The organism is Ruegeria sp. BHSB196, assembly GCF_059613135.1.
Window position 1 is genome coordinate 182011 of record NZ_JBXWRY010000001.1, and the last position, 12527, is coordinate 194537.

Below are 12527 nucleotides of genomic sequence, written 5' to 3' on the forward strand. Positions count from 1 at the left end.
CATCCGCCGCGCTATCCGTTGATGTCATCCTTGAACCGCTTCACCTGGCCCTTGGGCAGGGCAAAGACCCGGCGCAGCACCAGCCAGGTGATCAGCGACAGCACCGCGAAGATCAGCAGCAGGACCGGCAGCGAAATCGACAGGCCGGGGACCATCAGCAGAAGCCCGGTGATGGCCGCGCCGATGGCGAAGCCGAGAAAGACGAAGCCCGGCAGCAGCACTTCGGCGATGGCCAGGATCAGCGCCCCGGCCAGCCAGACCCACCAGATCGACCAGAGCGGTTCGGTCATGACTTGCCTCCATTCAGCATCTTGAACGCATCGCCGAACGCTTCCAGCGCGTTGGCCGGAACGATGATGGTCTGCTTGCCGGCGCCGTTGCCCAGGGCGTTCAGCGCCTCGACCTGTTTCAGCGCCACCTGGTACTGCGCCGCTTCCATCCCGTTGTCCTGGATCGCCTTGGCGACCACGCCGGTGGCATAGGCTTCGGCCTCGGCCTGGATCCGGCGCGCCTTGGCGGATTGTTCCGCCGCGTAAAGCTCGGCATCCGCCTGCAGCTCGACGGCGCGTTTCTGGCCTTCGGCCTCCGTCACCTGCGCGCGGCGGGCGCGCTCGGCGTTGAGCTGCTGCAGCATCGCGTCGCGCGTCGCCTGATCCAGGTTCACGTCCAGGATCTCGGCGCGCGTCACCTCGATGCCCCAGTCGTCCACCGCCGTCTCGACGCTTTCCTGTATGCGGTCGATCAGTTGCGCGCGGTTGGACTGCACCTCGTCCAGATCCATCTTGCCGATCTCCGCCCGCACGATCCCGGCAACGGTCGTGGCGATGGCGGCATCGACATCGCGGATGCGATAGACGGTCTTTTCCGGCTCCAGAATGCGGTAGAACACCGACGTGTCGATCTGGACCAGCACGTTGTCCTTGGTGATCGCGTCCTGCGTCGCATTGGGCAGCTGGCGTTCCAGAATCGAGATCTGATGCCGGGCAACATCCAGAAACGGCACGATGAAGTTGATGCCCGGCCCGAGGACCGAGTGCAGGCGTCCGAACCGCTCGATCACGTATTTCTCGGATTGCGGCACGATCTTGATGCCCTTCAGAATGATGACGATGACGAATATCGCCGCCAGAACGTAGACGATGTTCTCGGTGATCAATCCGATGATCTGGTCTTCGGTCATGCCTGTCCCCTGATTATGTATACTATCGTATGCATTTGGTGGTTGAGTCGCTGGTTTTCAATACTGGTAGGGGGAGATCGGGGGGCGTGACAAGCGTGCGCAGGCCCCGACAGGGCCGGCGGCGGCGCGGTTGTGGCGGGCGTGCATCCGTCGTCCGAGCGGCCGGGACCGCAGGCGCGCGTCCGGCCCGCGCGGACGTGCGGGTTGCATCGCACGGGCATTTCGGGCAAAGCCTGCCCGGTTCAGCGATCCGGGGCGGCAAGATGACCCAGCGTTTCTCATTCGACCTGAAAGCGACGGACGGCAAGGCCCGCACCGGCGTGATCCGCACGCCGCGCGGCGATATTCGCACGCCCGCCTTCATGCCGGTGGGCACGGCGGCGACGGTCAAGGCGATGCTGCCGGAAAGCGTGCGCGCCACCGGGGCCGACATCCTGCTGGGCAACACCTATCACCTGATGCTGCGCCCCACCGCCGAACGGATCGACCGCCTCGGCGGGCTGCACCGGTTCATGAACTGGCACCGCCCGATCCTGACCGACTCGGGCGGGTTCCAGGTCATGTCGCTGGCCGGATTGCGCAAGCTCACGGAAACGGGCGTCACCTTCAAATCCCATATCGACGGCTCCCGGCACGAACTGACGCCCGAGCGCTCGATGGAGATCCAGCGCCTGCTGGGCTCGGACATCGTGATGTGTTTCGACGAATGCCCCGCGCTGCCCGCCGACCGCGACCGCATCGCCGACTCGATGCGGCTTTCGATGCGCTGGGCCGACCGGTCGCGCGCGGCGTTCGGCGACCGGCCCGGACATGCGCTCTTCGGGATCATGCAGGGCGGTCTGGAACCGGACCTGCGCGAGGAAAGCGCCGAGGCGCTCACGCGGATCGGCTTCGACGGCTACGCCATCGGCGGGCTGGCCGTGGGCGAGGGGCAGGAGGCGATGTTCGCCTGCCTCGACTACGCCCCGGGCTTCCTGCCGGCGGACAAACCGCGTTACCTGATGGGCGTGGGCAAGCCCGACGACATCGTCGGCGCGGTCGCCCGCGGCATCGACATGATGGATTGCGTGCTGCCCTCGCGCTCGGGCCGCACCGGCCAGGCGTTCACCCGCCGCGGCGTCGTCAACATCAAGAACGCGCGGCACGCCGACGACCCGCGCCCGCTGGACGAAACCTGCACCTGCCCGGCCTGTTCGGGATATCCCCGCGCCTACCTGCACCACGTCTTCCGCGCGGGCGAGATGATCTCGGGGATGCTGCTGACCTGGCACAACCTGCACTATTTCCAGCAGATCATGCAGGGCATGCGCGATGCCATCGCCGCCGGGGCTTTTGCGGACTGGCAGGCGGATTTTCATTCCCAGCGCGCGCAGGGCGACATCGACCCGCTCTGAACCGGCGTTCAGGCGATGCGCATTTCCGGTTTGGCGCTCGTGGCTTCGTTGCCCTGGGCGCGGTTCAGATGCGGCGCGTCGGCGCTCAGCAACCCGATCAGCGCCGCTGTCGGCAAGGCCGTGCAGAATTCGCCGTGCATCGCCGCAACCGACAGGTCGTGCACCAGTTCGGGATCGTGATCGGTGCCGTTCAGGTCCACGCGATTGGTCGTGGCGCAGGCATCATGGGCCAGATAGACGTCATACCCCATGTTTCCGGCCATGCGCGTCGTGGTCTCGACGCAGAAATTGGTGAAATACCCGGCAATGACCAGCCGTCGGATTCCGGCCCGGCGCAGATCGATTTCCAGAGATGTCCCCAGAAAACCGGAATTGACATCCTTGATCACCACGATGTCGCCGTCGCGCACCGAAAGCCCCTCAAGCTGCTCGCCGGTCGGCAGCGCGAGCTTCAGAGGCGAGTCCGGCTCCAGACTGTCATGGCGCGTAAAGGCCACCTGGCGCCCGGCCGCACGGAATCCGTCGAGCAGCGATCTCAGATTGCGGTGACAATCCGGATTGTTCATGCGTCCGCTCGGTCCTCCCCAATGCGACAGCTCGTGCACGCCCTTCTGCACGTCGATCAGCAACAAGGCCGCATCGGCTCCGAATTTCTCGATCATTGAAGTCTCCCGGGGTAACGCGAACGTGTTTCGCCGATGTTAGTGGGGCCGCCGCAGACCACTGGCCCATTTGCGACCCTTGGCCATGACGATCGCGACCTTTGCTGCACAGGTCAATCCGTCACGCAAAAACTGAAGAACCGCCCTTGCGGTCGCAGCACGCAGACGCCATTGTTGACCAAATGCCATGACAGGCTGGGTTGAAACAACGGGGTCATCGCCCCACCTTTTCACCTGATGAACGGAGAAGGCCCATAGTTGCCGCAAAGCGGGGCTGAGCCTTCTTGCCAAAGATAAGGATAGAGCATGCAAGAGCCTCTGAACTCCTCTTACCCCGTCCTGCCGCTGCGCGACATCGTTGTGTTTCCGCACATGATCGTGCCGCTTTTCGTCGGTCGCGACAAATCGGTCCGGGCACTGGAAGAGGTGATGCAGGACGACAAGCAGATTCTGCTGTCCAGCCAGATCGACCCCAGCGTGGACGATCCCGATACCGACGGCATCTACCGCAGCGGCGTGCTGGCCAATGTGCTGCAACTGCTGAAACTGCCCGACGGCACCGTCAAGGTGCTGGTCGAAGGGCAGGCGCGGGTGAAGATCACCGAATTCCTTGAAAACGACTCGTTCTTCGAGGCACGGGCGGAATATCTCACCGAGATTCCGGGCGACGTGACCACCACGCAGGCCCTGCTGCGCACGGTCTCGGACGAATTCGAGCGCTACGCCAAGGTGCGCAAGAACATCCCCGAAGAGGCCCTGGCCGCGGTCGGCGAGACCGCCGAGCCCGCCAAGCTGGCCGATCTTGTCGCCGGGCATCTGGGCATCGAGGTCGAGCAGAAGCAGGATCTGCTGGAGACGCTCAGCGTCAGCGAGCGGCTGGAAAAGGTCTATGGCCTGATGCAGGGCGAGATGTCGGTTCTGCAGGTCGAGAAAAAGATCAAGACCCGCGTCAAGTCGCAGATGGAGAAGACCCAGCGCGAATACTATCTGAATGAGCAGATGAAGGCCATTCAGCGCGAGCTGGGCGATGGCGAGGACGGCTCGAACGAAGTGGCCGAGCTGGAACAGAAGATCGCCGAAACCAAGCTGTCGAAAGAGGCCCGGGAAAAGGCCGAGGGCGAGCTGAAGAAGCTCAAGAGCATGTCTCCAATGTCCGCCGAGGCGACGGTGGTGCGCAACTACCTCGACTGGATCCTGTCGATCCCGTGGGGCACCAGGTCGCGCGTGAAAAAGGATCTGGGACGCGCCGAGGAAATCCTCGACGCCGATCACTACGGCCTGGAAAAGGTCAAGGAGCGGATCGTCGAATACCTTGCCGTGCAGCAGCGGTCCAAGAAGCTGAAAGGCCCGATCCTGTGCCTCGTCGGCCCGCCGGGCGTCGGCAAGACCAGCCTGGGCAAATCCGTGGCCAAGGCGACCGGGCGCGAATTCATCCGTATCAGCCTTGGCGGCGTCCGCGACGAATCCGAGATCCGCGGCCACCGCCGGACCTATATCGGCTCGATGCCGGGCAAGATCATCCAGTCGCTGAAAAAGGCCAAGACCACGAATCCGCTCATCCTGCTCGACGAGATCGACAAGATGGGGCAGGATTTCCGCGGCGACCCGGCCTCGGCCATGCTCGAAGTGCTGGACCCGGAACAGAACAACACCTTCGTGGATCACTACCTCGAGGTCGAATACGACCTGTCGAACGTGATGTTCCTGACCACCTCGAACAGCTACAACATGCCCGGGCCGCTGCTGGACCGGATGGAGATCATTCCGCTGGCCGGCTATACCGAGGACGAAAAGCGCGAGATCGCCAAACGTCACCTGATCCCCAAGCAGATCAAGAACCACGGGCTGAAGTCCAAGGAGTTCGAGCTGACCGACGACGCGCTGAACGGGATCATCCGCACCTATACGCGCGAAGCGGGGGTGCGGAACCTCGAACGCGAGATCGCCAAGGTGGCCCGCAAGTCGCTGACCAAGATCATCAAGGGCGAGGCGGACAGCGTGACGGTCACGCAGGACAACCTGGACGAGTTCCTGGGCGTGCCCAAGTTCCGCTACGGCCTGGCCGAAAAGGAGGACCAGGTCGGCGTCGTCACCGGGCTGGCCTATACCTCGGTCGGTGGCGAGCTCCTGTCGATCGAGGCACTGCGCCTGCCGGGCAAGGGCCGGATGAAGACGACCGGCAAACTGGGCGACGTGATGAAGGAATCGATCGAAGCCGCGTCGTCCTATGTCCGCTCGATCTCGCCCAAGCTGGGCATCAAGCCGCCGAGCTTCGACAAGTGGGACATCCACGTGCACGTCCCCGAAGGCGCCACGCCCAAGGACGGGCCGTCGGCCGGTCTGGCCATGGTGACGTCGATCGTCTCGGTGCTGACCGGCATCCCGGTGCGCAAGGACATCGCCATGACCGGCGAGGTCACGCTGCGCGGCAACGCGCTGGCGATCGGCGGGCTCAAGGAGAAGCTGCTGGCAGCTCTCCGCGGCGGCATCCGCACCGTGCTGATCCCGCAGGAAAACGAAAAAGACCTGCCCGAGATCCCCGACAACGTCAAAGAGGGGCTCGAGATCATCCCGGTGGCCCATGTCTCCGAAGTGCTGAAGCTCGCGCTGGTGCGCGAACCCGAGCCCATCGAATGGGACGAGGCGGCGGAAGAGGCCGCCGCCGCGGCCGCCAAGGCCGCCAGCGAAAGCGGCGCGTCGGCCACGGCGCATTGATCGGTCCGCGACCGAGATCAGGGGTGGGCCGCGCGGTCCGCCCTTTCTGCATCCGCCCGCCGGCTCGACCCGGCGAATTTCTCGCCCCGGACCCTCTTGCAGCGGCCGGAAAGTCGCGGTAATACCCCGCCTCACGGGTGATTAGCTCAGTGGTAGAGCGCTTCGTTCACATCGAAGATGTCAGGAGTTCGAATCTCTTATCACCCACCATTCTCCCTCTGACACAGAAATCCCCGGCCCAAGGCCGATGCGGCGGTGCGGTCAGGCGCGTGGCGCCCGTCGTTTCGAAGGTTCTGTTCGAATCCGCACAACGCCTCTCACGCCCCTTGCCTACCGTTTCCCCGGCGATGCCCTAGATTAGGCGCAGTAACCCGATGCCAGCCCCGGCCAAGGGCGGCGCCAGGACAGAGGAGCCCGACCATGAGCTGGAACCCCGCCCTTGACCCCCATTGCCCCACCGGCGACGGCGTTGACGCCATCGAAACGGTGATCATCCCGCGCGCCCGCGATCTCGGCGGGTTCGAGGTGCGCCGGGCGCTGCCGGCTCCGCGCCGGCAGATGGTCGGCCCCTTCATCTTCTTCGACCAGATGGGGCCGGCCGAGTTCCTGACCGGGCAGGGGATCGACGTGCGCCCGCACCCGCATATCGGGCTTGCGACCGTGACCTACCTCTATGACGGAAAGCTGCATCACCGCGATTCCCTCGGAACCGACCAGTGGATCATGCCCGGCGCCGTGAACTGGATGGTCGCCGGACATGGCGTGACCCATTCCGAGCGCACCGACGGCGACGCGCGCAAGCAGCCGCTCCGCATGTTCGGGATCCAGACCTGGGTGGCCCTGCCGGAAGAGAAAGAGGACAGCCCGGCATCCTTCGAACATGCCGGAGCCGATGCGCTTCCCGTGCTGCGGGCCGAGGGCAAGGAACTGCGCCTGATCCTCGGAAACGCCTATGGCGAAACCGCTCCGGTCTCGACCACGTCCGAGATGTTCTACGCCGATGCGATCCTCGAACCCGGCGCGGCGATACCGCTGCCCGACAATCACGAGGACCGGGGCGTGCATGTCGTGCAGGGCTCGGTCCAGGTCGCGGGCCAGACCTTCGAGGCGGGGCAGATGATGGTCTTTCGCCCCGGCGACCGGCTGAGCCTCACCGCCGGAGAGCAGGGCGCGCGCCTGATGCTGCTGGGCGGCGCGACGCTGGGCGGGCCGCGTCACATCTGGTGGAACTTCGTGGCCTCGTCCAAGGATCGGATCGACGCCGCTAAGGAAGCGTGGCGCGCCGGGGACTGGGCGCATGGGCGGTTCCAACTGCCGCCTGGCGACGATCAGGAATTCACCCCCTTGCCCGCGCGGTGAGGGTCTGTCATCCGTGCCCGGATGATCCTCCGACCCGCAACACCGCACGACCTGCCCGCGATCAAGGCGCTGCACCTGGCCAGTTGGCGGGATTCCTACGCCGGCATTCTGACCGCCGGGTTTCTGGGGGCGCCCATCGAGGTCAGGATGGATCGCCTGTGGTCGCAGCGCCCCCAAACCGGCGATATCGCCCTGGTGGCCGAGGAGGGCGGCCTGCAAGGCTTTGCCTATGTTTGCATGGGTGCGTCCGATGGCCCGCTTCTGGACAATCTCCACATCCAGGCCGATGCGCGCGGGCAGGGTCTGGGCCAGCGCCTGTTCCGGGCCGCGGCTGCCGCAGTGCAGGCGGCCGGGCAGGACAGCCTGTTGCTTGTCGTCATGGAAGGAAACCTCGGCGCGCGGCGCTTCTATCAACGGTTGGGCGGCACCGAAGGCGATGTTTTTCAGGACAAAATTTTCGGCCAGCCCGTACCGGCGGTGAAAGTGCGGTTTCAGGGCCTGAGCGAATTCGCTGCGTGAGGCAAAAAAAGTGTCCGTGGCCGCTTGACGATGCACGGGCGGGGCCATAATACACCCAAACGCTCCGCAGTGAGCGGGCAGTGAGCGGTTGTAGCTCAGTTGGTTAGAGTACCGGCCTGTCACGCCGGGGGTCGCGGGTTCGAGCCCCGTCAACCGCGCCACCGCTGCCAGCCCCGAATCCGGGCCAAGGGATTCCCGTTGTTTGCGCGGTTGTAGCTCAGTTGGTTAGAGTACCGGCCTGTCACGCCGGGGGTCGCGGGTTCGAGCCCCGTCAACCGCGCCATTTCCTCCGATCCTCGATCCGACGACCGACGGTTTCGGTCGCCGTTCCGTTTGTCCCTAAGATCGCGGGCAGGGCCTGAACAGCCCTTACCTGGTCAACCCGTCCAGAATCCGCGCCCAGGACCGGATGCCCTTGTGAAAGCTCGTCACGTCGTATTTCTCGTTGGGCGAGTGAATGGCGTCGTCGTCGTTGGCATAGCCGACCAGCATCGCATCCAGCCCCAGAATCGACTTGAAGAACCCCACCACCGGAATCGAACCGCCCATGCCGGTGAACACGGCCTCGCGGTTCCATTCGTCGGACAGGGCGGCGCGTGCGGCTTCGAATTCCGGGCGCGCGATGTTCATCACCGAGGCGGGCGAGCCTTCCAGATCGTTGTCCCAGATCACCTTGGCGTCGGGCGACAGGCGGTCCTCGACATGCTTTCGGATCCTGTCGCGCAGGGCGTCGGGATCCATGTCGCCGACCAGGCGGCAGGTGATCTTGCAATGCGCCTCGGACGGGATCACCGTCTTCGACCCGGCGCCGTTGTAGCCGCCCCAAAGCCCGTTGACCTCCAGCGTCGGCCGCGCCCATTGCTGTTCCAGGGTCGAGTAATCCTTTTCGCCATGCGCTTGGGTGTAGCCGACCGAGTTGAGGTATTCCGCCTCGTCGAAACCGCAATTCTCCCATTGGCGCAGTTGTTCGGCGGGCACCTCGTGCACGCCCTCATAGAACCCCTCGACCGCGACGCGGCCGGTTTCCTCGTCATGGAACGAGGCCACGATCCGCGACAGCTCCCGCAGCGGATTCAGGCCCGGCCCCCCATAGTGCCCGGAATGCAGGTCGATGCGCGGGCCGACGATGGTGAATTCATCCTTGAGCATGCCGCGCAGTTGCGATGCGATCGACGGCACGCCGCGCGACACCATCGACGTATCGCAGACCAGCGCCAGATCGGCCTTCAACTCATCCGCGTTGGCCTCGAGGAACGGGATCAGCGAAGGCGAGCCCGATTCCTCTTCGCCCTCGAAGAAGAAGGTGATGCGGCAGGGCAGTTTCCCATGCACCGCCTTCCAGGCGCGGCAGGCTTCGACAAAGGTCATGAGCTGTCCCTTGTCGTCCGACGACCCGCGCCCCCGGATGACCCGCCCGTTTTCAGTGTCCTCGATGGCCGGATCGAAGGGATCGCGCGTCCACAGGTTCAGGGGATCGACCGGCTGCACGTCGTAATGCCCGTAGAACAGCAGATGCGGCGCGTCCGCATCCTCGCCCACATGGCCGACCACCATCGGATGGCCCGGCGTCGCGCGCTTCTCGGCGGCGATCCCGATGCTTTGCAGATCGGCGACCAGCCAGTCGGCGGCCTTGTCGCAATGCGCCTTGTAGGCCGGATCGGTCGAGATCGAGGGGATCCGAAGCAATTCCATCAACCGGTCGATGGCAGAGGGCAGATCGGTGTCGATCCGGTTCAGTACGGCATCTAGCGACATGAGGGGCTCCTGTCTGGTCTCGTTTCGGGCGGAGCCTATCAGCGCCGTCGGTACAGTCCAGTAGATCGGCCCCGAAAATGGTGTACAATCCGGACGGTTTCGCAGAAGGCCGCGGCCCGCCTGCGTCGTTTCCCCGCGCCGGTGCGCCGGAACTCTGCTTGAGGCATCGGCCGCGAAAAGCTAATTGATACAAATCAAGGCTGCGCCCGACGGTTCGACGATAGGCAGTTGAAAAGAAGGTGTACAAAAGATATTCATTCACGAACGTGAATTCGTTCACGCCCGTGGATAGGTCCGACCGCTTGTACAAAAGGACAGCGGAACGACGATGAAGGAGACCCCGGTGGACTACACTGCTCAGCTCGATTCCGCGATTGCCAGGCTGCACGAAGAAGGACGATACCGGACCTTCATCGACATCGAACGCCGCAAGGGGCACTTTCCACATGCCGTATGGACCCGGCCCGATGGCAGCCAAAAGGACATAACTGTCTGGTGCGGCAACGATTATTTGGGGATGGGCCAGCACCCGGTGGTTCTGGCGGCGATGCACGAGGCCATCGACTCCGCGGGCGCCGGCTCGGGCGGAACGCGCAACATTTCGGGAACCACCGTCTATCACAAGCGGCTGGAAGCGGAACTTGCCGATCTTCACGGCAAGGAAGCGGCGCTGCTCTTCACCAGCGCCTACATCGCGAATGACGCGACCCTCTCGACACTGCCCAAGCTGTTTCCGGGGCTGATCATCTATTCCGACGCGCTGAATCACGCGTCCATGATCGAAGGCGTGCGCCGCAACGGCGGTGCCAAACGCATCTTCCGCCACAATGATGTGCAGCACCTGCGCCAGTTGCTCGAGGCCGACGACCCCACGGCGCCCAAGCTGATCGCCTTCGAATCCATCTATTCGATGGACGGAGATTTCGGACCCATCGAAGAGATCTGCGACCTGGCCGACGAGTTCGGCGCGCTGACCTATATCGACGAGGTGCATGCAGTCGGAATGTACGGCCCACGCGGCGGCGGCGTGACCGAGCGTGACCGGCTGGCGCATCGCATCGACATCATCAACGGCACTCTTGCCAAGGCTTACGGTGTCATGGGTGGCTATATCGCCGCGAGTGCGAAAATGTGCGATGCCATAAGGTCTTATGCGCCGGGCTTCATCTTTACCACCTCGCTGCCCCCGGCGGTTGCTGCGGGTGCGGCAGCGTCGGTCGCGCACCTCAAATCCGCACAGGAACTGCGCGACCAGCACCAGACCCAGGCGAAGATTCTGAAACTGCGCCTCAAGGGTATGGGTCTGCCCCTGATCGACCACGGCAGCCACATCGTTCCGGTCATCGTCGGCGACCCGGTGCACACGAAAAAGTTGAGCGACATGCTGCTGGAAAGCTACGGAATCTATGTCCAGCCGATCAACTTTCCGACCGTTCCGCGCGGCACCGAGCGGTTGCGTTTCACCCCGTCGCCGGTTCATGGCCCCAATGAAATGAACCGTCTTGTCCGCGCTTTGGACGAACTTTGGTCACATTGTGCGCTAAATCGCGCCGAACTTGCCGGTTAACCTTGGGGCTCGGTGTGCAACTCGCTTGCAGCGTGTTAGGGTTTCGCTAACAAGAATACCAGCGAGTCGTTGTGGGGACGATTCGCAGTCAGGTGCCAAGCTCGCAGCAGGCAAGATGGGGCAGCAGGAATGATTGGGCGCAGCAATCAGCGCGACTCCGGGCAAGTCGAAAGCGTCAGGCCAAAAGGCTTTGACGACTACGAGTTGCGCCTCGGCGACATCATGCGCGGCGAGCGCGCGACGATGGGAAAATCGCTGCTCGACGTTCAGCGAGAACTGCGGATCAAGGCCAATTACATCGCGGCCATCGAAAACTCCGATCCGGACGCCTTCGACACGCCAGGCTTCATCGCCGGCTATGTCCGGTCCTACGCGCGTTACCTCGGCATGAATCCGGACGAAACCTTTGCCACTTTCTGCCAAGAGAGCGGGTTTGAGGTTGCGCATGGCATGTCGGCGCAGGCGTCGGGGATCCGGAAGACAAGCGAGGCGCTGCCGTCGCGGGGGCCCATGGGCCGCGACCCGTTCATTTCGCCCAACACGCCTTTCGTGCCGGGCAAGGAATCCTTTCTCAGTCAGATCGAGCCGCGCGCAATCGGGTCTTCGCTGGTGCTTCTGGCGATGATTGCCGGCATCGGATACGGCGGTTGGGCCGTGCTCAAGGAGATCCAGCAGGTGCAAGTGACGCCGGTCGAACAGGCGCCGCTGGTTCTGTCCGATCTCGACCCCCTCAAGGAAGCGCAATCGCGCAGCGCCGCGGCCCAGTCGGCAGAGCTCGACCTGCCGCCGGCCGACGCGCTTGATCGTCTGTATCGGCCGCAGGCGCTGGATGTTCCGGTCCTCGTGGCCCGCGATGCGCCGATCTCGACTCTGGATCCGCGCACAGTCGGTACGTTCCGAACGCCGGATCTGCCCGACGTACAGATCGCCGAAGCGCAGCAGCAGCCCGCGGCGCCTGTGACCCCGCAGGTATTGGAAGAGGTTGCACCCTCGCTGACCATGGTGGCGGTGCGGCCGTCGTGGGTGCGGGTCACGGCGGCGGATGGCTCGACGATCTTCGAAAAGATCATGGAGCCGGGCGAAACCTACGAAGTGCCGCTGACCGAAGAACCCCCAACCTTGAGGGCGGGCGAGAGCGGTGCGATCTATTTTGCCACCAACGGACAGCATTTCGGCCCGGTGGGCGAGCGTGGCGTCGTGACCAAGAACATTCCGCTGTCGATCGACGCCGTGACCGAACGCTACCAGGTCGCCGATTTGCAGCAGGACGACGATCTGGCGCGTATGGTGGCCGAAGCGCAGACGCCGGTGGAAGACGTGGCGGAAGCACCCACCGACTGATCCGGCCATTGCAGGCGCGGGGCGACCGGCCTATG

Annotated in this window: 10 protein-coding genes and 3 tRNA genes; 9 read left to right on the forward strand and 4 right to left on the reverse strand. The window is 64.1% G+C overall.

The window, feature by feature from the left end:
* Positions 1-11: 11 nt before the first annotated feature.
* Positions 12-290, reverse strand: coding sequence for an NfeD family protein (locus AC2FNJ_RS00930; protein ID WP_496761704.1), 279 nt, complete (start codon positions 288-290; stop codon positions 12-14).
* Positions 287-1180 carry an SPFH domain-containing protein gene (locus AC2FNJ_RS00935; RefSeq protein ID WP_496761705.1) on the reverse strand — a complete coding sequence of 298 codons (894 nt, stop codon included), beginning with the start codon at positions 1178-1180 and terminating at the stop codon, positions 287-289. Before AC2FNJ_RS00935 ends, AC2FNJ_RS00930 begins: the two co-directional genes overlap by 4 nt.
* A 263-nt stretch (positions 1181-1443) precedes the next feature.
* Between AC2FNJ_RS00935 and tgt the strand changes: the two genes are divergently transcribed.
* Positions 1444-2574 carry a tRNA guanosine(34) transglycosylase Tgt gene (gene tgt / locus AC2FNJ_RS00940; protein ID WP_496761706.1) on the forward strand — a complete coding sequence of 377 codons (1131 nt, stop codon included), beginning with the start codon at positions 1444-1446 and terminating at the stop codon, positions 2572-2574.
* 8 nt (positions 2575-2582) lie between these two features.
* Here tgt and AC2FNJ_RS00945 read toward each other — a convergent pair whose 3' ends face one another.
* The gene (locus AC2FNJ_RS00945; protein WP_496761707.1) at positions 2583-3236 is read right to left on the reverse strand and encodes an isochorismatase family protein; all 654 of its coding nucleotides are present in this window, start codon (positions 3234-3236) and stop codon (positions 2583-2585) included.
* Positions 3237-3542: 306 nt separating this feature from the next.
* Here AC2FNJ_RS00945 and lon point away from each other — a divergent pair, with 306 nt between their 5' ends.
* The 6 genes from lon (at position 3543) to AC2FNJ_RS00975 (ending at position 8112) form a co-directional block, all read left to right on the forward strand.
* Entirely contained in the window at positions 3543-5951 is a 2409-nt protein-coding gene (lon, locus tag AC2FNJ_RS00950; protein ID WP_496761708.1) for an endopeptidase La, read from the forward strand.
* A gap of 135 nt (positions 5952-6086) precedes the next feature.
* A tRNA-Val gene (locus AC2FNJ_RS00955) sits at positions 6087-6161 on the forward strand.
* A 210-nt stretch (positions 6162-6371) separates the two neighbouring features.
* Entirely contained in the window at positions 6372-7310 is a 939-nt protein-coding gene (locus AC2FNJ_RS00960; protein ID WP_496761709.1) for a pirin family protein, read from the forward strand.
* 21 nt (positions 7311-7331) lie between these two features.
* Positions 7332-7829 carry a GNAT family N-acetyltransferase gene (locus tag AC2FNJ_RS00965; RefSeq protein ID WP_496761710.1) on the forward strand — a complete coding sequence of 166 codons (498 nt, stop codon included), beginning with the start codon at positions 7332-7334 and terminating at the stop codon, positions 7827-7829.
* Positions 7830-7913: 84 nt separating this feature from the next.
* Positions 7914-7990 (forward strand) — tRNA-Asp (locus AC2FNJ_RS00970).
* A 45-nt stretch (positions 7991-8035) separates the two neighbouring features.
* Positions 8036-8112 (forward strand) — tRNA-Asp (locus tag AC2FNJ_RS00975).
* 86 nt (positions 8113-8198) lie between these two features.
* On the opposite strand, the gene AC2FNJ_RS00980 is transcribed toward AC2FNJ_RS00975, so the two are convergent.
* Entirely contained in the window at positions 8199-9584 is a 1386-nt protein-coding gene (locus AC2FNJ_RS00980) for a M20/M25/M40 family metallo-hydrolase (protein ID WP_496761711.1), read from the reverse strand.
* Between the two features lie 343 nt (positions 9585-9927).
* Between AC2FNJ_RS00980 and hemA the strand changes: the two genes are divergently transcribed.
* Together hemA and AC2FNJ_RS00990 are read left to right on the forward strand one after the other, a co-directional pair.
* On the forward strand, positions 9928-11151 hold the full coding sequence (hemA, locus tag AC2FNJ_RS00985; RefSeq protein WP_496761712.1) for a 5-aminolevulinate synthase: 1224 nt from the start codon (positions 9928-9930) through the stop codon (positions 11149-11151).
* Between the two features lie 129 nt (positions 11152-11280).
* The gene (locus AC2FNJ_RS00990) at positions 11281-12492 is read left to right on the forward strand and encodes a helix-turn-helix domain-containing protein (protein ID WP_496761713.1); all 1212 of its coding nucleotides are present in this window, start codon (positions 11281-11283) and stop codon (positions 12490-12492) included.
* Positions 12493-12527: the final 35 nt, after the last annotated feature.